The organism is Aeromonas sp. FDAARGOS 1415 (genome assembly GCF_019048365.1).
Classification (GTDB): Bacteria; Pseudomonadota; Gammaproteobacteria; order Enterobacterales; family Aeromonadaceae; genus Aeromonas; species Aeromonas taiwanensis.
In genome coordinates, this window is record NZ_CP077363.1 from 4,031,428 (window position 1) to 4,052,024 (window position 20,597).

13 protein-coding genes and 1 pseudogene are annotated in these 20,597 nt (G+C 62.1%); 5 read left to right on the top strand and 9 right to left on the bottom strand.

The features are described from left to right. Positions 1–6: 6 nt before the first annotated feature. The 3 genes from I6L45_RS18670 to I6L45_RS18680 form a co-directional block, all read right to left on the bottom strand. Positions 7–1,422, bottom strand: coding sequence for an HlyD family type I secretion periplasmic adaptor subunit (locus I6L45_RS18670; RefSeq protein WP_216982915.1), 1,416 nt, complete (start codon positions 1,420–1,422; stop codon positions 7–9). Then, on the bottom strand, positions 1,415–3,559 hold the full coding sequence (locus I6L45_RS18675) for a type I secretion system permease/ATPase (protein WP_216982916.1): 2,145 nt from the start codon (positions 3,557–3,559) through the stop codon (positions 1,415–1,417). The genes I6L45_RS18670 and I6L45_RS18675 overlap by 8 nt, the downstream gene beginning before the upstream one ends. A 374-nt stretch (positions 3,560–3,933) precedes the next feature. Further along, positions 3,934–4,863 carry a TIGR01212 family radical SAM protein gene (locus I6L45_RS18680; RefSeq protein WP_216982917.1) on the bottom strand — a complete coding sequence of 310 codons (930 nt, stop codon included), beginning with the start codon at positions 4,861–4,863 and terminating at the stop codon, positions 3,934–3,936. Between the two features lie 612 nt (positions 4,864–5,475). On the opposite strand from I6L45_RS18680, the gene gltB reads away from it, so the two are divergent. Beyond that, positions 5,476–9,933 carry a glutamate synthase large subunit gene (gene gltB, locus I6L45_RS18685; protein WP_216982918.1) on the top strand — a complete coding sequence of 1,486 codons (4,458 nt, stop codon included), beginning with the start codon at positions 5,476–5,478 and terminating at the stop codon, positions 9,931–9,933. Between the two features lie 12 nt (positions 9,934–9,945). After that, positions 9,946–11,361, top strand: coding sequence for an FAD-dependent oxidoreductase (locus tag I6L45_RS18690; protein ID WP_216982919.1), 1,416 nt, complete (start codon positions 9,946–9,948; stop codon positions 11,359–11,361). Positions 11,362–11,442: 81 nt separating this feature from the next. Here I6L45_RS18690 and I6L45_RS18695 read toward each other — a convergent pair whose 3' ends face one another. The 5 genes from I6L45_RS18695 to I6L45_RS18715 all read right to left on the bottom strand — a co-directional run bounded on the left by I6L45_RS18695 (position 11,443) and on the right by I6L45_RS18715 (position 16,125). Then, on the bottom strand, positions 11,443–11,877 hold the full coding sequence (locus I6L45_RS18695) for a protease (protein ID WP_216982920.1): 435 nt from the start codon (positions 11,875–11,877) through the stop codon (positions 11,443–11,445). Positions 11,878–11,920: 43 nt separating this feature from the next. Next, positions 11,921–12,961, bottom strand: a complete 1,041-nt coding sequence (locus tag I6L45_RS18700) for a M35 family metallo-endopeptidase (RefSeq protein ID WP_216982921.1) — start codon at positions 12,959–12,961, stop codon at positions 11,921–11,923. Positions 12,962–13,222: 261 nt separating this feature from the next. Beyond that, complete coding sequence (locus I6L45_RS18705; RefSeq protein ID WP_043759685.1) at positions 13,223–13,861, bottom strand: DUF2913 family protein; 639 nt, start codon at positions 13,859–13,861, stop codon at positions 13,223–13,225. 78 nt (positions 13,862–13,939) lie between these two features. Beyond that, positions 13,940–15,235 carry a DEAD/DEAH box helicase gene (locus tag I6L45_RS18710; protein ID WP_210550436.1) on the bottom strand — a complete coding sequence of 432 codons (1,296 nt, stop codon included), beginning with the start codon at positions 15,233–15,235 and terminating at the stop codon, positions 13,940–13,942. Positions 15,236–15,474: 239 nt separating this feature from the next. Then, positions 15,475–16,125: a DedA family protein gene (locus I6L45_RS18715; protein WP_216982922.1), complete on the bottom strand. Its 651-nt coding sequence runs from the start codon at positions 16,123–16,125 to the stop codon at positions 15,475–15,477. Between the two features lie 372 nt (positions 16,126–16,497). Here I6L45_RS18715 and I6L45_RS18720 point away from each other — a divergent pair, with 372 nt between their 5' ends. The 3 genes and pseudogenes from I6L45_RS18720 (at position 16,498) to I6L45_RS18730 (ending at position 19,149) form a co-directional block, all read left to right on the top strand. Then, complete coding sequence (locus I6L45_RS18720; protein ID WP_246877042.1) at positions 16,498–17,418, top strand: hypothetical protein; 921 nt, start codon at positions 16,498–16,500, stop codon at positions 17,416–17,418. Positions 17,419–17,639: 221 nt separating this feature from the next. After that, positions 17,640–18,272: a topoisomerase DNA-binding C4 zinc finger domain-containing protein gene (locus I6L45_RS18725; RefSeq protein WP_216982924.1), complete on the top strand. Its 633-nt coding sequence runs from the start codon at positions 17,640–17,642 to the stop codon at positions 18,270–18,272. 26 nt (positions 18,273–18,298) lie between these two features. Then, a pseudogene (locus tag I6L45_RS18730) lies at positions 18,299–19,149 on the top strand (NERD domain-containing protein). Positions 19,150–19,218: 69 nt separating this feature from the next. Here I6L45_RS18730 and I6L45_RS18735 read toward each other — a convergent pair. Beyond that, positions 19,219–20,376, bottom strand: a complete 1,158-nt coding sequence (locus I6L45_RS18735; protein ID WP_216984246.1) for a DUF1615 domain-containing protein — start codon at positions 20,374–20,376, stop codon at positions 19,219–19,221. Between the last annotated feature and the right edge of the window lie 221 nt (positions 20,377–20,597).

The window sequence follows — 20,597 nt, forward strand, 5'->3', positions numbered from 1 at the left end:
GTTGGCTTATCGTTCTCTCAGTGCCGACTGCTTAGCCCTCAAGATGGGTTTCAGCAAGTAGTCTAGGACACTTTTTTTACCAGTAATGATATCTGCACTGGCTAACATACCGGGGATGATGGGAAGTGCGTTAAGCTCATCGCCCAGATAACTCTTCTCGGTTCGTACTCGCACCAGATAGAAGGAATTGCCCTCCTCATCCTGGATAGAGTCGGCGCTTATCTGTTCAACCTTTCCATGTAAACCTCCATAAACAGTGAAATCATAAGCGGTTATCTTGACCACTGCCTCCAATCCGGGTCTCAGGAACGCAATGTCCTTGGGTGATACCTTGGCCTCCACCAGCAGGGTGTCCTCCAGCGGCACTATCTCCATCAGGTCCATGCCCGGCTGGACAACCCCTCCCAGGGTATTGATCTTGAGCTTCTTGATGGTGCCTTTGAGAGGCGCTATCACGCTGGTTCTATCGACCCTGTCTCGCAGGCCAACCTGCCCCTCGGACAGCTGGCTCAACTTGCCCTGACGCTCATTGAGCTCGGTCTGGGAGTCGGCCCTGAATTTCAGGGCGATATCGTTGCGCTTGGAGATGGTCTCCCGCAGCACGGAATTGAGCTTGGGCACCAGCAGGCGATTCGCCTCCAGCTCTCCCTGCATCTCGTTCACCTGCCGCTCCAGCTTTATAAGCTCCACTTGGGGAACTATACCCTCTTTTGCAAGGGGGCGACTGATGTTCAGCTCCTGACGTGCGAGATCCACGCTGCGGCTCACGGTCCTGATCTTGGCGTTGAGCTCGATCGTCTCCTGCTCTTTCTGCTCGATCTGCTGCCCCAGGATATAGAGCTGGTTCTTCAGGTTGTTGAGCCGCGCCTCCTGCACCGATCTTTCACGGGCAGCATATTCGGCAAACACGTTCTCGTACCCCTCGGGGAAGTCGATGGCCTGCTTCTCAATGGCGACCTGCTCACGCCAGCCCAGATTGGGCTCATTCTTGACCACCACGCTGCGGATTTCGGCGCGCAGGCGGGCAATATCCCCCTTGAGGGTGACCAGCTCCTGCTCCCGCTCGCGAAAATCTGACTTGAAGCGGGTGTCGTCAATGCGCAGCAGAGGCTGTCCCTTTTCGACGATGTCCCCTTCCTTGACGAAGATCTCCTTGACGATCCCCCCCTCCAGATTCTGGATCACCTGCAGCTGACGCGACGGGATCACCTTGCCCTGGCCAACGGTGACTTCATCAAGCTCGGCCCAGGCGGCCCAGACGATGGCACTCATGAAAAACAGGAAGCAGGCCCAGAGCAGTACCCTGGCACGGGTCGGCGTCGTCAGCAGGACGGCGGCAGCACCGTCGTCCACAAACTCCAGGTGCTCGGGTGCGGGCAAGACAGTGTCGGGGCTCCCCTTCTTGAACCAGTTGTTAGCCATTAGCCGTCTCCTGCACCCGCACCTTGCCTTCCTTCAACTGTTGCAGCACCGCCTCCTTGGGACCGTCCGCCACGATTTTTCCCTGCTCCACGACGATGACCCGGGAGGCAACGTCCAGCATGGAGGTCTTGTGGGTGATGAGGATCAGGGTAGTCTCTGGTCCTAGCCGTGCCAGCTCCTGCTTGACGTGCATCTCTGACTGGTTGTCCATGTTGGAAGTGGGCTCATCCATCACCAGGATGGGCGGATCGTTGAGCAGGGCACGGGCCAGCAGGATGGCCTGTCGCTGACCACCGGAGAGCTGACGCCCCCCCTCGCCTATCTGTCTGTCGAGACCATTGGGATCCCGGTTGGTGAAGTTGGTCACCCCTGCCCGTTTGGCGGCACGCAACACCCGGGTATCGTCCACCAGGGGATTGCCCAGCATGATGTTGTCACGTACCGAGCCAAAGAAGAGGGTCACATCCTGCGGCACGCAGCCGATGTTGCGGCGAATGGCGGTCGGTGGCAGCTGATCCAGCTCGAACCCGTCCAGGCGCACCAGGCCGTCCGTCGGGCGATAGAGCCCCATCAGCAGTTTTTCGAGGGTAGTCTTGCCCGCCCCTATCCGACCGATGATGGCAACCTTCTCGCCCGGCTCGATACGCAGGTTGATGTTGTGCAAGGTGCTGCTCTCCATGCCCGGATACTTGAAGGAGACGTTCTCGAACTCGATACGGCCCTGGATCACGGGGTGATGGATGTACTGCCTGCCCTCCTCCTGTTCCCCCGGCGTCATCATGATTTTCTCCAGGATCTCCAGAGCAGACTTGGCCTGGTTGTAGCGGGTCGAGAGCACGGAGAGCTGCACCATGGGGGCGATGGCACGGCTCGACAACATGACGGCGGCTATCATGCCCCCCATGGTCACCAACCCCTCCGAGATCTGGTAGACGCCGACGATGACCAGCCCCACTGTCACCACCTGCTGGATATAGCTCGCGAGCGACGACATGGAATTGGTGATGCGTCGGGTTTGAACACCCCAGGTCGAAATGTGGGACACCGCCTGCTCCCACCGGTGCTGGAACATGCTCTCGGCCCCGAAGATCTTCACCGTCTCTAGGCCCGAGATGCTCTCGATCAGGTTGGCGTTTTTCTGGGAGGCGAGGCGGGATCCCTCCTCGATGGACTGTTTGAGCGGCGCCTGGATGTAGAAGCTGTAAGCCACCAGGATCAGGATGGCGACGATGGGGACCACCACCATGACGCCGGCGAAGAGCCAGATGATGAACAGGAAGAAGATGGCAAACGGCAGGTCTATCAGGGTGGAGACGGTGGCCGAAGTAAAGAACTCCCGCACCGATTCAAACTCCTGCAGGTGCTTGGCAAATGCGCCTGTCGATGCCGGGCGTGACTCCATCTTCATCCCCATCACCTTGGCGAAGATCTTGGCCGACAGCAGCACGTCGGATTTCTTGCCAGCGATGTCGATGAAGTAGCTGCGCAGCTGGCGCATCACGAAATCGAAGGTAAACACCACCATGGCCCCGACGGCCAACACCCAGAGGGAGTCGAACGCCAGGTTCGGCACTATCTTGTCGTACACGTTCATGGTGAACAGGGGGCTGGCGATGGCGAACAGATTGATGAGAATGGACGCCACCAGCACATCACGGTAGATGCCGCGGGACTCGAACAGCGTGCTCCAGAACCAGTGACCATCACGGGTCTCCAGCACCTTGGGAGAACGCTCGTCGAACTTGAACTGCCGCTTGACGTAAAACAACCGGCCACTGTATTCGTCACCAAGCTGGGCAGTGCTGACCCATTGGGCCGCGTCCCCTGCCTGGGGGAAGATGACCTTGGCCTGGCTTCGGTCTTCATTCCATTCCAGCAGGATGCAGGCTCCGCCATTGCGCGTCTGCAGCACACAGGGCAACAGCAGTGGGGAGATCTGTTCGAGGGGCTGGATCACCTCCCGGGCGGAGAGACCACCACGCTCGGCGGCGCGGCTGAAGAGGGCCGTACTCAGACGACCCGAGACCAGTGGCAAGCCCGTGGTGAGAGCATCCTGGCTATTGGGCACCCCATAAAAACGGGTCAAAAAGACCAGGCACTCCAATAGCTCATCTATATGGCTGGTTTCAGCTTGCATAGCATCCCATCAAAACATGATTCAGAAGGTGGTCACTGGCATCCTCTCCCGGCACCGTGCAGCATTCCATGCATACAGGGCAAGCCCCTGCCATACACCGGCAACCCCGTCAGCGCACCGGGCATTGAGATGGCATGCCATAGCCAGACTCACCTGTTTTCATGCCGGGAAGGGGGCAGGGCTCGCGGTGTCGTCAAAGAACCTGCCACTGCGTGCGAAACAGTCTCGCACGGCACATCAAGGGCAAAGAGTTATTGATAACCATATCTTTTTAAGCCGACCATCTTATCAAGGCGACCTGCCCGAAACTATACTGCAAAGACTGAAAATCATCTAATAACCCTCTGTTTTTTTAATGAAATTAGAGCTGATGTTCATGCATCTGAGAGGGTGAAGGCGCGCCCCAGTCGCAGACCCTGGGGGCCGGAACGAGCCAGCTCGGCGGCGATAGCCGCCATGGCGGTCCAGCGGTTCTCGCACCAGGCGGGGGCCAGCAGGGTCGGTCGGCGCGCCGAGGCCGACACGCGGTGATAGACCACCTCGGGGGGCGTGTGCTGGATCATGGCGACCGCCGCCTCCACATACTGCTCCTGGGTCAGCACCTCCAGCCTGCCAGCTTGCCACGCCTTGCCGAGGGTGCTGCCCTGCACCACGTGGAGCGGATGCAGCTTGATCCCCTCCACCCCGGTTTCCACGACCCGATGCAGGGTCTCCAGACTGTCCATGGGCACTTCACCTGGCAAGCCGACGATAAGGTGCGCACACACCTTGATGCCACGCAGATGGGCTCGCCGTACCGCATCGGCGTAGGCGGCGTAGCCATGGCCCCGATTGATGCGGGCAAGGGTCTTGTCGCTCGCGCTCTGCAGCCCGAGCTCCAGCCACACCTCGTAGCCCCGGGCCTGATAGCCGGCCAGGAGGTCGAGCACCGCGTCCGGCACGCAGTCGGGGCGAGTCCCCACACAGAGCCCCACCATGTCGCTGACCGACAGCGCCTCCTCATACATGCGCTGCAGGTACTCCACCTCGGCATAGGTGCTGGTATAGGCCTGAAAATAGGCAAGGTAGCGCCTGGCACGGGTCACTTCATCCCGGCGTGCCAGCAGTTGCTGCACCACGGAGAGCTGCTGGGCCGACTCGTCGGCAAAGGATGAGACATTGCAGAAGGTGCAGCCGCCGCGCCCCAGGGTGCCGTCCCGGTTGGGGCAGGTGAAGGCGCCGTGAATGGAGAGTTTGTGGATCTTCTGGCCATGACGCTGCTTGAGATCCTGGCCAAACGTATTGATGAGTTCGTGTAACTGCATGACACCTCCGAAATGAGGCGTCATTTTACCGGGACGGGTCGCCTGACAGGCTGCGCTGGATCAAGGGCAATCCTCCCCCAAAGTCATATAAATATTCAGACCAGACAGGATAAATACCCAATAGAAGGCATTTATGGCTACTTTTGGAAACTAGCGAAGCGCCACACCGAACGGAAAAAGAAAGTGCAACCAACCTATAAGCATCTGTTCAAAATGAAAAAATCCTGATTAGCCCGCATCTGGGCAAATGCAAGGTGCAGGATCCTGAAATGTGATCCCTGTCGGACCCAGCCCGCATGGATTTGTAAAATTACTACAGTTTCCCGCAACGAAGCACTCAACCATCAAAGCCACCAATAACAGTCAATGTGACCAATAAACAACGAATATACAGCATTAAATACATAAAAATCCTAATCGAGTCTCTGAAACCCACATTTTGTTATGGCCATGTAACATTGCAAACAGGCGGGATGTCCAATTGACCTTGCCGAAAAATCCCATTAGTTTGGAGATTCGCCACCTCAGGCGGACGGAACCACAAGAGCCAATCGCAATTTATGCAGTCTGTTGATGACAGTGCGATGGAAGGCCGAGCAAGGGAGAAATGCAATGTCACTATATGATCCAAAGCTGGAGAGGGATAACTGTGGCTTCGGCCTGTTGGCCCACATGGAAGGGGAAGCCAGCCACAAGCTTGTCCGTCTCGCGATGTCAGCCTTGGCTCGCATGCAGCACCGCGGCGGCATCTCCGCCGACGGCAAGACCGGCGACGGCTGCGGCCTGTTGCTGCAAAAACCCGACAGCTTCTTCAGAGCGGTCGCCGAAGAGAAGGGATGGCACCTTGGCCGCAACTATGCGGTCGGCATGCTGTTCCTGAACCCCGATCCCATCCTGGCCCAGGCCACGCGCGATATCATCGACGAGGAGCTGGAAAAGGAGACCCTGAGTCTGGTCGGTTGGCGCAAGGTGCCCATCGATACCAATGTACTCGGCACCATCGCCAAGGCTTCTCTGCCCAGCATTGAACAGGTCTTTGTCAACGCTCCCCCGGGCTGGGTCGACAAGGATCTCGAGCGCCGCCTCTACATCGTTCGCCGCCGTATCGAGAAACGCATCAGCGACGACTACTTCTATGTGGTCAGCCTCTCCAATCTGGTCACCGTCTATAAAGGACTGTGCATGCCGGTGGACCTGCCGCGCTTCTATCTGGATCTCGCCGACATCCGCATGCAGGCGGCCATCTGCGTCTTCCACCAGCGCTTCTCCACCAACACCAGCCCGCGCTGGCCGCTGGCACAACCGTTCCGCTACCTCGCCCACAACGGCGAGATCAACACCATCGCCGGCAACCGCCAGTGGGCCAAGGCGCGCAGCTACAAGTTCGCGACCCCGCTCATCCCGGATCTGCAGGAAGCTGCCCCCTTCGTCAACACCACGGGGTCGGATTCCTCCAGCCTCGACAACATGCTGGATCTCTTCCTGGCTGGCGGCATGGACCTGTTCCGTGCCATGCGCCTCCTGATCCCGCCTGCGTGGCAGAAGCACCCGAACATGGATGACGACCTGCGCGCCTTCTACGACTTCAACTCCATGCACATGGAGCCCTGGGATGGCCCGGCCGGCATCGTCATGACCGACGGTCGCTACGCCACCTGCGCGCTCGACCGCAATGGCCTGCGCCCCGCCCGCTACGTCATCACCAAGGACAAGTTCATCACGCTCGCCTCCGAGGTCGGTACCTGGGACTACACCCCGGACGAGGTGCTGGAGAAGGGCCGGGTCGGCCCGGGCGAGCTGTTCGTGGTCGATACCAGCAACGGCAAGATCTGGACCAGCTTCGAGATCGACGACGACCTCAAGAGCCGCCACACCTACAAGCAGTGGATGGACAAGCACTGCAAGCGCCTGGTGCCGTTCGAGCAGATGGACGACGCCAGCACGGGCTCCCGCGAATTCCCGGACGACCGCCTCAAGACCTATCAAAAGCTGTTCGGCTACTCCTACGAGGAGCTGGATCAGGTGATCCGCGTGCTCGGCGAGAACGGCCAGGAGGCGGTGGGCTCCATGGGGGATGACACCCCCATGGCGGTACTCTCCTCCAGCCAGCGCACCCTGTACGACTACTTCCGCCAGATGTTCGCCCAGGTGACCAACCCGCCCATCGATCCCCTGCGTGAAAACCACGTCATGTCCCTGGCCACCTGTATCGGCCGAGAGCAGAACGTGTTCAACGAGACCTTCGGTCACGCCCACCGGGTGCTGTTCCAGTCACCGATCCTGCTCTACTCCGACTTCCACCAGTTGCTGGCCCTGGAAGGGGAGCACTATCGCCATGCGGTGCTGAGCCTCAACTACCAGCCCGAAGAGGGGTTGCAGGCGGCTCTGGAGCGCCTGTGCGAAGAGGCCAAGGCTGCGGCCCGCAGCGGCACCGTGCTGCTGGTGCTGTCGGATCGTGACATCAGCCCGGATACCCTGCCCATCCCGGCCGCCATGGCGGTGGGGGCGGTGCAGCGCACCCTGGTGGACAACAACCTGCGCTGTGACGCCAACATCCTGGTGGAGACCGCGAGCGTGCGCGACCCGCACCACTTCGCGGTCCTGCTGGGCTTCGGTGCCACCGCCATCTACCCCTATCTCGCCTACGAGACCCTCGCCAAACAGGTCGAGGAAGGGGTGCTGAAGATGAGCCTGCGCCAGGCCATGCTCAACTACCGCAACGGCATCAACAAGGGCCTCTACAAGGTGATGTCCAAGATGGGCATCAGCACGGTGGCGAGCTACCGCTGCTCCCAGTTGTTCGAGGCGGTGGGCCTCTCCAGCGCCGTGGTCGAGCTCTGCTTCCGCGGCGTATCGAGCCGTATCCAGGGTGCCGACTTTACCGACATCCAGCAGGATCAGGTGAACCTGGCTCGCCTGGCCTGGCTCGGTCGCAAGCCGCTGGCCCAGGGCGGATTGCTCAAGTTCGTCCACGGCGGCGAATACCACACCTACAACCCGGACGTGGTGCAGACCCTGCAAGTGGCGGTGCGCTCCGGCAACTATGCCGACTACAAGGAGTACGCTCGCCTGGTGAACGAGCGCCCGGTCGCCACCCTGCGCGATCTGCTGGTGCTCAAGAAAGAGACCACACCGGTCGCGCTGGATCAGGTGGAGCCGGCGGCCAAGCTGTTCCCCCGCTTTGACTCCGCCGCCATGTCCATCGGCGCCCTGGGCCCGGAAGCCCACGAAGCGCTGGCCATCGCCATGAACCGCCTCGGCGGTCAGAGCAACTCCGGCGAAGGCGGTGAAGATCCCAAGCGCTTCGGCACCGAGAAGAATTCGCGCATCAAGCAGGTGGCGTCCGGTCGCTTCGGCGTCACCCCCCACTACCTGATGAACGCGGACGTGGTGCAGATCAAGGTCGCCCAGGGCGCCAAGCCCGGCGAGGGTGGCCAGCTGCCCGGTGACAAGGTGACGGCCCAGATAGCCAAGCTGCGTTACTCCGTGCCCGGCGTGACGCTTATCTCGCCGCCGCCCCACCACGACATCTACTCCATCGAGGATCTGGCCCAGCTCATCTTCGACATCAAGCAGATCAACCCGAACTGCCTGGTGTCGGTCAAGCTGGTCTCCGAGCCCGGCGTCGGCACCATCGCCTGCGGCGTAGCCAAGGCCTACGCGGACTTCATCACCGTCTCCGGCTACGACGGCGGCACAGGTGCAAGCCCGCTTACCTCGGTCAAATATGCCGGTTCCCCCTGGGAGCTGGGCCTGGCCGAAACCCAGCAGGCCCTGGTCGCCAACGGCCTGCGCCACAAGGTGCGCCTGCAGGTGGACGGCGGTCTCAAGACGGGTCTGGACATCATCAAGGCGGCCATCCTCGGCGCCGAGAGCTTCGGCTTCGGTACCGGCCCCATGGTGGCGCTCGGCTGCAAATACCTGCGCATCTGTCACCTGAACAACTGTGCCACCGGCGTCGCTACCCAGGATGAGAAGCTGCGCCGCGAGCACTTCACCGGTCTGCCGGAGATGGTGATGAACTACTTCAAGTTCATCGCCGAGGAGACCCGCGAGCTGATGGCCGAACTCGGGGTCACCCAGCTGACCGACCTCATCGGTCGCACCGACCTGCTGGCAGCCCTGCCCGGCCTCACTGCCCGTCAGGCCAAGCTGGACTTGTCCGGCGTGCTTGCCCGCCCGGTAGCACCGGAAGGCTCCAGCCTGTTCAGCCAGCAGCACAACCCCACCTTCGACAAGGGGCCGCTCAACCTCAAGATGGTGGAAGACCTGCTGGAGGCCGTCGAGAACATGAGCGGCGGCGAGTTCCGCTACGACATCCGCAACACCGACCGCTCCGTGGGTGCGCGCCTGTCCGGCGAGATCGTCAAGCGCCATGGCAACCAGGGGATGGCGGCGGATCCGGTTCGGGTTCACTTCAACGGCACCGCAGGCCAGAGCTTCGGCGTCTGGAACGCGGGCGGTCTTGAGATGATCCTCACCGGGGATGCCAACGACTACGTGGGCAAGGGGATGACCGGCGGCAAGCTGGTGATCAAGCCCCACGTCGGCGTGGCGTTCAAGTCCCACGAGGCGGCCATCATCGGCAACACCTGTCTCTACGGCGCCACCGGCGGCAAGCTCTATGCCGCAGGCACCGCCGGCGAGCGCTTCGCGGTGCGCAACTCCGGCGCTCTCGCGGTGGTCGAGGGGATTGGCGACAACGGCTGTGAATACATGACCGGCGGTATCGTCACTGTGCTCGGCGAGACGGGCGTCAACTTCGCGGCGGGCATGACAGGCGGCTTTGCCTACGTGCTCGACGAGAGCGGCAGCTTCGCCAAGCGCACCAACCCCGAGCTGGTCGAGCTGCTGGAGGTGGCGGATCTCGCCATCCACCAGGAGCACCTGCGCGGCATCATCACGGCGCACCTCAACGAAACCGGCAGCTCGCGTGCCGAGGAGATCCTGGCCAACTTCGACTCCTATGTGCCCAAGTTCAGGCTGATCAAACCCAAGTCCAGCGACGTCAAGTCCCTCTTGGGCCACACCAGCCGTTCCAGTGCAGAACTCAGAATCCAGGCGCAATAAGGAGGGAACCCTATGAGCCAGAACGTATTCCAGTTTATCGACGTCCAGCGGGTCGACCCGCCCAAGAAGCCGCTCAAGATCCGCAAGATCCAGTTCGTGGAGATCTACGAGCCCTTCAACCAGGCCCAGGTCGGCATGCAGGCAGATCGCTGCCTCGACTGCGGCAACCCCTATTGCGAGTGGAAGTGTCCGGTCCACAACTACATCCCCAACTGGCTGAAACTGGCCAACGAGGGGCGCATCCTGGAGGCGGTGGAACTCTCCCACCAGACGAACAGCCTGCCGGAGGTGTGCGGCCGCGTCTGCCCGCAGGATCGTCTGTGCGAGGGTGCCTGCACCCTCAACGACAGATTCGGCGCCGTGACCATCGGCAACATCGAAAAATACATCACCGACAAGGCGTTCGAGATGGGCTGGCGCCCTGACCTCTCCAAGGTGGTCAAGACCGGCAAGCGGGTCGCCGTCATCGGTGCAGGCCCGGCCGGCCTTGCCTGCGCCGACGTGCTGGCACGCAATGGCGTAACCCCGGTGGTGTTCGACAAGTACCCGGAGATAGGTGGCCTGCTCACCTTCGGCATCCCCTCCTTCAAGCTGGAGAAAGAGGTGATGCAGCGCCGTCGCGAGATCTTCGAAGGGATGGGGGTGGAGTTTCGCCTCGAGACCGAAGTGGGCCGTGACGTCACCTTCGCCGACCTGCTCGGCGAGTTCGATGCGGTCTTCCTCGGGGTCGGCACCTACAAATATATGAAGGGCGGCTTTGCCAACGAAGAGGCGCCGGGGGTCTACGACGCCCTGCCCTACCTCATCTCCAACGCCAACCGCTTGCTGGGCTTCGAGAAGGCGCAAGCCGACTACATCGACTTCGCCGGCAAGCAGGTAGTGGTGCTGGGGGGCGGTGACACCGCCATGGACTGCGTGCGCACCGCCATCCGCCAGGGGGCCGATCGGGTGATCTGTGCCTATCGCCGGGATGCCGAGAACATGCCGGGCTCCAAGCGGGAGGTGAAGAACGCCCAGGAGGAGGGGGTGGAATTTATGTTCAACCTCCAGCCCATCGGCGTGGAGCTGGACGCCCATGGCCGCACCTGTGGCATCAAGGTGGTGAGCACCGCGCTCGGTGAGCCCGATGCCAATGGCCGCCGCAACCCTGTGGTGATCGAAGGTTCCGAGCAGGTGCTGCCCGCCGATGCGGTGGTGATGGCGTTCGGCTTCCAGCCCAACCCCCAGCCCTGGATGGCAGAGCACGGGGTCGAGCTCGACAACCGGGATCGCATCAAGGCGCCGGAGAAGGCCGAGTACGCCTTCCAGACCAGCAACCCCAAGGTGTTTGCCGGTGGTGACGCGGTGCGCGGCTCGGATCTGGTGGTGACCGCCATCTACGAGGGTCGTAAGGCCGCCGAAGGGATCATGGACTATCTGGCCGTGTAAACCGCCATCCCTGACCTGTACCAACCAACAAACAGCCCCGCTTATGCGGGGCTGTTTTTTTCTGGCTGAGAGTCAACAGCCTCAGGGTGTAGCCACCCGGGTAAAGTTCACCGTAGGGCAGCTGGGCGCCAGCCCCTCGGCCAGGGTCAGCGGCAGGGGGCGGTAGTTGAGTCGATAGTGGCCCGGCTGCGACAGATCGTAGACCAGGGTCAGATCCGCATCCGCCCTCTCCTGCCTGCCCTGCTCCAGCAGGAGGAAGTCGTCGGCCCCGGGCTCGCCGCGCTTGGCCAGGGGCCCCTTGTAGGGCACAGGCCTGCCATCACGCTGCAGCTCGATGGCATCGGCAAACCAACCCTCGAAGGGGGTGAACCAGGTCAGGACCTGCAGCGCCCCCTCCCCCCGGTTGGTCAGGGTCATCACCAGGGGCAGGGGCTCGTTTACCCCGCTCTCGGCCTTGACCGACAGTTCGCACTGCAGGGGGGCCAGCGCCAGGGTGGTGAGCAGGAGTGTCATCATGGTGCCTCCATCAAAAAGGGGCCTTCCGGCCCCTGTTCATCACTCAGTTTTCGCTCGGGGTATTCTCGGCGAAATACTCGTGGTTGTCGGCGTTGTTCAGCGCCTTCTGGGGATCCGTGCTCGCCAGGTTGCGGGCATTGGCCTGACCGTACCCCAGATCGTCGGTGCCCGCCACCACGTTGAAGTGGCTCAGCTCGTGGACTATGGTGCCGGCGCGGGAATCGGTCCCGTTGACGGGCGCGGTCCAGAAGCTCTTGCACAGATAGACCTTGTAGGGCTGATCCGGATAGACATAGGCGAAGTAGCTCTGCTTGCAACCGCAGTCGAAGGTGAGCGGCTTGTTGTCGATGGCATCCTTGATCTTGCTGAAGTGGGTCTCGGCCTGATCCCAGCGGGAGGCGTCATAGGCGCCGAACCAGCTGCGATAACGCTGGCCGCTCGGCTTGTCGACCGCCAGATAGCTGCTGGAGTTGTTGGTGATGCTGCTGGCCGCATCCAGCGCCGCCAGGATGTCGCTCTTCTGGGTATTGGTGCAGCGGCCGCTGAAGCTGACCGAGGCGGTCACCGCCTGGGGCTCGGAGACGGCAACCTTGGCCTGTACCCTGTCATCGTTCACCCCTTCCACCCAGAGGGTCACCGCATTGGACTCGCTCGCCTGGGCCTGCTTGGCCTTGGCGGCCTTGCCTTCCTGCGGCACGGTCGGCAGCAGGTAGCGGATGCTGTACTGCCCCTGGGCACTCATGTCGTAGAGACCGGAGACCTCCGCCTGCACCGTCAGGCTCTGGCCAGCCTTGAGCAGCTGGAAGTCCTTGTCGGTCGGGGCCGCCCGCTTGATCAGGGCACCCTCGTAGCCCACCTTCTGGCCGTCCCGCTCCACCAGGAACAGGGGGGCATCCTCGCTGCCCGGCAGTTGCCATTTGAGCAGACGGATCGGCTTGTCCCCGGTATTGGTCAGGGTCAGGTTGACGCGCACGTCGTCGGTGCTGCCATCCACCAGGGTGAGCCGGGCGTCGAGCCCTGCGGCACAGAGCGGAGAGGCCAGCACGCCGGCCAGCAGCAGGGCAAGGGGAGTCGCTTTCATCATTTTTCCTCATTCATTGAGTGGCGCCATCAGGCGGTTTGCTTCCATGTGGCCCTCTTCGGGGCCCATCCACCCTAGAGCAGAAGCACGGCGCCTCCCCCCCTCCATATGGGGGACGCCCCCCATCAGAGGGGGCCTTCCCCGGCTACGACAAAAGCTGCCCCCTTGGCGCCGCATCATGGCGCCCTCCTGCCACCGGCGAGCATCCATAAAAAACCCGGCACAGGGCCGGGTAGTGAAGGTCATGCCGGGTGGCGACCGGGATCAGGCGCCCGCCAGCAGCGCCAGGGCCGGCTGCTCGTTGCCCGGCATCACGCGATAACTCTTGTGGTGCTTGACGAGGCTGGTCTTCTTGTTGCCCTGGCTCAGCAGCAGGCCGCGGGCGAAGGCCGCCTCGGCCAGCACCCGCTCGTCACCGCGCACATAGAGGGTGAGCGGCTTGACCAGCTCGCCCGCCTCGATGTGGCCCTGATACTCGCTGGCACTGATGATGAGGCTCGACTGGCCACCCGATTGCAGGCGCAGCTTGGCGTTCACCTCGCTGGTGGTCAGCACCAGCCAGCCCGCCGCCTCCAGCTCCGCCAGCAGGTCGGCCAGCCGGGCCCCCAGCTGCACGGGCTCGGCCATGGCGCGCTCGTACTGGCGCAGGATCCGCTCCAGCAAGCCTTTCAGATCGGCGCCAGCCCCCAGGGTGCGGCCCAGTTGCACCCACGCCTTCAAGTCCTCCATCACCAGCCGGGAGAAGCGCTTCTCCTTGAGGGAGTCCGCCATCCAGGTGCAGAGGAAGTGGCTCTCCTGGGCCGGGGTGCGCTTGCCGCTCTTCTGGGCGGCGGTGCGGGCCAGCTCGGCCAGGCTCTGGCTGGCCATGTCAAACAGGGCCTGGTTGTAGGTGGGAAGGGTCATGGCGGATCCTCGCGTGATGACAGAGATGGCAAAGGCGCCGGTGGCGCCTTTGCAGTGCAATGGGGTGGCCCGGCGCGCTTACTTCGGCTGGCGGGGCTTCTTGGCGGCCGCCAGGCGCTTGAGGCGCTGACCCTGCAGCTTCGACTCGGCCATGGCCTGGGCGGCGGCATTGTCGGCGCGCTCCGGGCGCTTGCCGAAACGGCGGCGCTCCTGCAGCTGCTTGATCAGATCGTCGCGGCTGCTCACCTCGTAGCCCGGCACCATGATGCGGCGGATCTTCTGGCCGATGAGGGCCTCGATCTCCAGCAGGGTGCGCTCCTCCTCGCGGCTGACGAAGGAGATGGCCATGCCGCTCTTGCCGGCGCGGCCGGTACGGCCGATGCGGTGCACGTAGTCTTCCGCGAGGAACGGCAGATCGTAGTTGACCACATAGGCAAGATCCGGGATGTCCAGGCCGCGGGCGGCCACTTCGGTGGCCACCAGCACCCGCAGCTTGCCTTCGGTGAACTCGCGCAGGGCGCGGCGACGGCTGCCCTGGGCCTTGTCACCGTGCACCACGGCAGACTTGATGCCGTCGAGGTTCAGCTCTTCCACCAGCTCGTCACAGCTCTCGCGGGTGCTGGCAAACACCAGCACCTGCTGCCAGTTCTGCTTGCCGATGAGCTCGGAGAGCAGCTCGCGCTTGCGCTTCTGCTCCACCGGATAGACGGTGTGGCTGACGGTGTCGGCGGTGGAGTTCTGCTTGTTGACGCTCACCACCTGGGGCTTGTCCAGCATCAGGTTCGCGAGCTTCTTCACCGCCTCGGAGAAGGTGGCGGAGAAGAGCAGGTTCTGACGGGTCTTGTTGACCGCCTGCAGGATCTGCTGCACATCGGCGCTGAAGCCCATGTCGAGGATGCGGTCCGCCTCGTCCAGCACCAGGGTCTCGACCCCGGAGAGGCTCAGGTTGCAAGCGGTGAGGTGTTCGAGCAGACGGCCCGGGGTCGCCACGATAATGTGAGCGCCCGCTTTCAGCCGCTTGGCCTGCACGTCCTGCTTGCCGCCACCAACGAGGGTCAGGGTGGTGATATCCAGATACTTGGCGAAGTCGTTGATGTTGCTCGCCACCTGGGCCGCCAGCTCGCGGGTCGGGGTCAGGATCAGCACCCGGGCGTTGGAGGGTTGCACCGGCGCCGGATTGTCCACCAGGCGTTGCAGGATGGGCAGGGCAAAGGCCGCGGTCTTGCCGGTCCCGGTCTGGGCACTCGCCAGCAGGTCGCGGCCTCGGCGCACGGCCGGGATGGCTTGCTGCTGCACAGGGGTCATCTCCTGATAACCGCAATCTGAGATGGCGCGCAAAATCTCGGGGGCAAAATCGAACGATTCAAATCTCATCTTGGGTTCCTGTGTTCCAGCTGGGCTGTAGTTGGCGTGAGTGACCTGAGCGGGCGTCTGGCCCTGCGTTGGCGCGGCTTGGGGCCAAGGACGGCTGGGACTGACATCACGTCAGAAAGTGAGCCGGAAAATGGCGGGCGCGAAGTGTAACAGATAGGCGGCGGGATTGCCGCCTCAAATGGCCTGTATTTTTCCATGAACGGCGCCCGCCCGAGGGAAGGCGCCGCCGAGGAGCGGGGTCAGCGCACCCGCTTGGTCCGGCGCTTGAGCAGCCGCATGCCGATGGCGGCCACCGCGATGATGAAGAGTGCAAAGGAGGTGATCAGCAGGCACTTGGTCAACAGCTCGTGGTGATTGGCCAGGACCGGGGTCGCCATCATGGCCTTGCCAACCAGGCTGAGCAGCAGGGACCAGAGGAAGGCGCTGGCGAAGCTGACCATCGCCACCCGCAACAGGTTGAGGCGGGACACCCCCATCAGCATGGGAGTCAGCACCCGGACGAAAGGGATGAAGCGGGAGACGAACATGGCCCAGAAGCCGTAGCGATCGAGCAGCCTGGAGGCCCGGGGCAGGCTCCCCTCCGGGATCATCCGCTCCACATGGCCCATGAAGCGGGTGCCATGAAGCGCCTGGCCCTGCCAGTAGGCGAGCACGCTGCCTATCCCGGCGGCGAGCGGCAGGTAGAGCAGCGTCACCTCGGGCCCCAGTACCCCCATGCCCACCAGCCCGCCGGCCAGCAACACCAGGCTGTCGCCCGGCAACGGCAGAAAGACAAAGCTCGACTCGAGAAAGAGGATCACCACCAGGCAGGTGACGAGCAGGCCGATTGCCTGCATTTGTATAAGCTGATCAAAATCCTGATGCCATATGGCAAGCAGCATGTCCTGCATCTGGTGCGACTCCCATCAACGTAATGCGCATTCGTCGTGATGACCCTAAGGCCCCGCCTGGTAATCCATCCCTGATACCACCCCAAAGTTCGTATGGGAGGCCTCTTATACACCCGGGGAACTGAACAATAAATTAATGATCACTATTTCTGCCCATAGGCAGGGCATCGAGGTCGGCCGACCCGGGCCTTCGTCAGACGCCCCGGCAGCGAACCTTGGCCATCACGGGGCAGAGATTATGGTCAGTTGACACCCGGCCTGGCTGCCAAGTCCCGCGAAAAACGTTACAGTGTGAGGACTCCCCAGTGGACGGGGAGACTCATGGAGCTAGGTATGGCGCGAACCCCCTCTTCTCATGCAATCCCCGTTCTGATGGCCGGACTCTGGCTGCTCTGCCCTGGCGCACACGCCAGCGACGAGAGCCTGGTGCAGCAACGCGCCAATGCGGTCGTCTCCCTGATGAGCTACACGGTGGTGCCGGACATCACCGCCAGCAACCTGGACATCGGCAGCGGCACTAACGAGAGCGCGGCCCTGACCATCACCCAGCTCGGCGGCGGCGCCACCATGAGCGAGAGCTTCCCCATCTATCTCGAGGGCACCCTGGGATACAGCCGCTACGATCCCCAGTTCGTGTTCACCAACGGCAACGAGACTCGCACCATTCCCACCAAGTGGAACAGCCTGAGCGCCACCGGCGGCATCGGCTGGGACTTCAACCTGCACCGCGACCGCCAGGGCGGCAACCTGGTGCTGCGCCCCATCGCCAACTTCACCCTGGGCACGGTGGCCAGCGACCTGCGCATCGGGGCGGCCCTGATCAAGCACAAGACCGGCAAGAGCCTCGATTTTCTCGACGGCGGCACCCTCAATGTCTATGGCCTCGGGGGCTCCCTCATGCTCGACTACGAGCTCTTCTCCAAGTCCCAGGACATCGACGCCGAGCTGCGCTACTCCTACCAGCACCTGCAAAGCTTCACCGGCACCGCCGACAGCATCACGGGTCATGCCGAGGCGGAAAACCTCGGCCTGTACCTGCGCCGCCGCGCCCCCATGTGGAACTGGACCCTGCTGGACAGGCCCCTGCGCTACGTGCTGGAGGGGGCAAGAACCGAATACCTGGGGGCGCAAAGGGGGCAGCTCGGCTTCAGCAACCTCAACTCCCTCGGCCTTGGCATCGAACTCGACAGCAGCAAATACAAGGTGCTGGTCACCCGCACCCGCCTGGTGGCCCGCTATATGTTCAGCAACAACACCAGCGGCTACTCCCTCGGGCTGGCGATGAGTTTCTAGTGCCCAGGGCATGGCGACATGATCCGCCTCGAAAGCAAAATCTCTGACTGGGCGCACATTTGACCCAATTGCCACTATCAGGCCCCACCTGTATCTCCTAGCATGGGGACAAGGTGCGGCGATGGAGACTGTGACGCTGTGCTACGCCGAGGATTGAGATCAGTCTTGCTGCCTACCGTGACCAGAGAACACATGACATTTCCAAGGACAGGGAGTTTGTTATGGCCAAATTTCTGAATACCAGCGCAACCAACTATTTCCTTGAAGAGCTGATAAAAGATGCCAAGGAGCGGCTAATTCTGATCAGCCCCTTCCTCAAGCTCAATGACAGGATCAAGGAGCTGCTGACTGACAAGAACCGCCTCAAGATCGATGTGCGTATCGTCTATGGCAAAAGCGAACTCCAGCCGGAAGAGATCAGCTGGCTCAAGGAGCTCACTTATATCCGCACCAGCTTCTGCAAAAACCTCCATGCCAAGTGCTACCTCAATGAAGAGATGTGCATCATCGCCAGCCTGAACCTTTACGAGTTCAGTCAGGTGAACAACAACGAGATGGGGGTACTGATCCGGCGGGCGGATGACAGCGAGCTGTACCGCGATGCCTATGACGAAGCCCAGCGGATCATCCGGATCAGTGAAGAGGTTCGCATCACGCTGGAGCGGGTCGCGAGCGACAGTGACCAAGGTGCAGCAGCAACAGTCACTGCCGGACAGGCACCCGCCTGCCCCAAATGCGGCACTACCATGGTGCTGCGGACCAGTAAGCGGGGAGATACCAAGGGCAATACCTTCTGGGGCTGTCCCGGCTATCCGCAATGCCGCAGCCTGATCCCCATCGAGGGAAATCCATAGTCGGTGATGAATGAAGGATGAGTGGTATGAACGTCAGTGCCGCCATTGCCCCACTACTTGCTCAGCTCTGGTATCTGCTCCCCCTGCTGCTGATTGCCGTGGTGATCAAGACGCCCTGGTTCAAGGGGATGATCGGGGAGTGGTTTATCAATGTCAGCATCCGCCTCTTTCTCGACAGACGGGAATACCACTTGCTCAAGGACGTCACCCTGCCCACCCCGCAGGGCACGACCCAGATCGATCACGTGATCGTCTCCCGCTTCGGCGTCTTCGTCATCGAGACCAAGAACATGAAGGGCTGGATCTTCGGCAACCCGGCCCATAAAGCTGGGCCCAGCAGATCTATCGCCACAGGCACAGCTTTCAGACCCCCTTGCGCCAGAACCACCTGCACATGATGACGCTCAAATCCCTGCTGGGGTTGGCGGACCACCAGCTTCACTCCGTCATCTTCTTTATCGGCGACTGCACCTTCAAGACCCCCATGCCACAGAACGTGATGAACCGCGGGCTCATTCGCTACGTCAAGGAGAAAACCACCCCGGTATTGGCCGAGAGCGAGGTCGCTCGCGTTGTCGATACCATTCAACAGGAGCGATTTGCCGCCAACTGGCAGACCCACAGACAACATGTGGCACAGCTCAAGGCGCGCCACGGGGAAGCCCCCGCCAAGCCTGTGTCCGCCAGCACTCCGACCGCTCACAGCCCGGCTCAACCAACGGCCATCCATCAGGCGAACAACCAGAGTCCCATGTGCCCCAACTGCGGCAGCCCCATGGTGCTGCGCACCGCCAGTCGGGGTGACAACAAGGGAAAACGGTTCTGGGGATGCCGTGATTTTCCGGCATGCCGGGGGATCAGAGCGCTGATGAGGTAGAAGGAAAGACGGAGCGAGGGATGCACAAGAGAAGGGCGGCCAATGGGCCGCCCTTGTTGTTTAAGGGTATCAGCGGATAGTCGCCATCTTCTGCACGCAGCGCTGCTCGCGCTCATCCACCCGCTTGGCAAACCAGGCAGTGGTGAGGTTGCGGGTGATCTTGGGGCTTTTCAACTGAATGCCGGGCAGGATGGCGCGGGGCAGCCGCTTGCCCGCCTGCTTGTCGGCCAGGGCGAATACCCTGTGGTAGAGATCGCTCTTGGCAAAGTCGCTGCTATCCCCCAGTTTCAAACTCTGGCTGATGGCCGTCTTGCTCATGTTGACCCGGCTGGCGAGGGTGTAGACCGCCAGCTCGGTATTGCCGGGCTTGTCGGAGTTGTAGCGAATGAGATCCCCGTCCAGCGCCAGGTTCTTGCCGCTTAGCCGACTCACCGCGGCCTGGAAGGCGGCATTGCGGCTCGCGTACCAGCCCGCATTGAAGTCGGCGAAGCGATAGAGGGTGTCGGGGTAGTCGGCCGGATAGCCGAAGATGTGCCTGGTGCCAAACCAGATGCCGCCGCGACGGGTGAACACCTCGTGGCGGATGCTCTCCTTCACGGAATAGGGGTAGCCGCGGGCGTTGGCCTCGGCAAAGGCGATGCTCACCTGCATGGGGCCCCCGGTACGCACCGGGTTCATGTTGCCAAAGAGCTGCTTGCCCATGGGCACTGTGCCTATCATGTCTTCAAAAATCTCGCTCATCTCCCGCTCGGTACGCAGCTTGTCGATCCGCTCGGCATAGGACTTGCCGGTCGGGGACTTGATGGAGAGCGCGGTGCGCACCATGAACTCGGGGATGAGCAGCTTGCCAGCCCGGGCGTTGATCTCCTTCCAGGCTATCTTGCCAAGGCCTGGCACCACGGGATCGGCCTGGTAGGTGGCCTCCTGCTCCGCCACCGCCAGCACGGTACAGACGTTGTGATCGCTCACCGTCAAGTTCTGGGTGGTGAGGGCGGTCACCACGTCGTTGGCCCAGCCCTGCTTGTCCGGTACCTGCTTGGGCAGGAAGCGCACGATGCGGGTCTTCATGTCGGCCGGCTTCTGTGGCTGCATCGCCTTGGGAATGGGGCGCCCCGCCGGGGTCGCCGGGCTGGTCGGTGCCGGCGGCTCGCTGGCACAACCGGCGAGCAGCAAGGTGATGAGCAGCGGCAACCCGCGCACGACAACAGAATGAGAGGAGAGAGACATGATCATCAAGGCATCCGGTACAGAGACTGTGCCCGACCTGCGTCAGGCGAGCAAATGGTCGCTCATTGTAGAGGATTGATCCGCAAGGCTAAAGCCTGATGGCAGCGGCACCACCCTCGCTCAAGCAACCTCTGTCGCATCCCTTGCAAGCCGATGAACAGCACGACACGGGCTTTTATCGAGAGTGATTTACATTTAGAATGCCGCCGCCCGGACGCTCA

What these genes read in the sequence shown, in the direction of transcription:
- I6L45_RS18710 (WP_210550436.1), bottom strand. Translation starts at nt 15,235, where the DNA reads ATGAGATTTGAATCGTTCGATTTTGCCCCCGAGATTTTGCGCGCCATC.
- I6L45_RS18720 (WP_246877042.1), top strand. Translation starts at nt 16,498, where the DNA reads ATGGCCGGACTCTGGCTGCTCTGCCCTGGCGCACACGCCAGCGACGAG.
- I6L45_RS18695 (WP_216982920.1), bottom strand. Translation starts at nt 11,877, where the DNA reads ATGATGACACTCCTGCTCACCACCCTGGCGCTGGCCCCCCTGCAGTGC.
- I6L45_RS18700 (WP_216982921.1), bottom strand. Translation starts at nt 12,961, where the DNA reads ATGATGAAAGCGACTCCCCTTGCCCTGCTGCTGGCCGGCGTGCTGGCC.
- gltB (WP_216982918.1), top strand. Translation starts at nt 5,476, where the DNA reads ATGTCACTATATGATCCAAAGCTGGAGAGGGATAACTGTGGCTTCGGC.
- I6L45_RS18675 (WP_216982916.1), bottom strand. Translation starts at nt 3,559, where the DNA reads ATGCAAGCTGAAACCAGCCATATAGATGAGCTATTGGAGTGCCTGGTC.
- I6L45_RS18715 (WP_216982922.1), bottom strand. Translation starts at nt 16,125, where the DNA reads ATGCAGGACATGCTGCTTGCCATATGGCATCAGGATTTTGATCAGCTT.
- I6L45_RS18735 (WP_216984246.1), bottom strand. Translation starts at nt 20,376, where the DNA reads ATGTCTCTCTCCTCTCATTCTGTTGTCGTGCGCGGGTTGCCGCTGCTC.
- I6L45_RS18705 (WP_043759685.1), bottom strand. Translation starts at nt 13,861, where the DNA reads ATGACCCTTCCCACCTACAACCAGGCCCTGTTTGACATGGCCAGCCAG.
- I6L45_RS18725 (WP_216982924.1), top strand. Translation starts at nt 17,640, where the DNA reads ATGGCCAAATTTCTGAATACCAGCGCAACCAACTATTTCCTTGAAGAG.
- I6L45_RS18670 (WP_216982915.1), bottom strand. Translation starts at nt 1,422, where the DNA reads ATGGCTAACAACTGGTTCAAGAAGGGGAGCCCCGACACTGTCTTGCCC.
- I6L45_RS18680 (WP_216982917.1), bottom strand. Translation starts at nt 4,863, where the DNA reads ATGCAGTTACACGAACTCATCAATACGTTTGGCCAGGATCTCAAGCAG.
- I6L45_RS18690 (WP_216982919.1), top strand. Translation starts at nt 9,946, where the DNA reads ATGAGCCAGAACGTATTCCAGTTTATCGACGTCCAGCGGGTCGACCCG.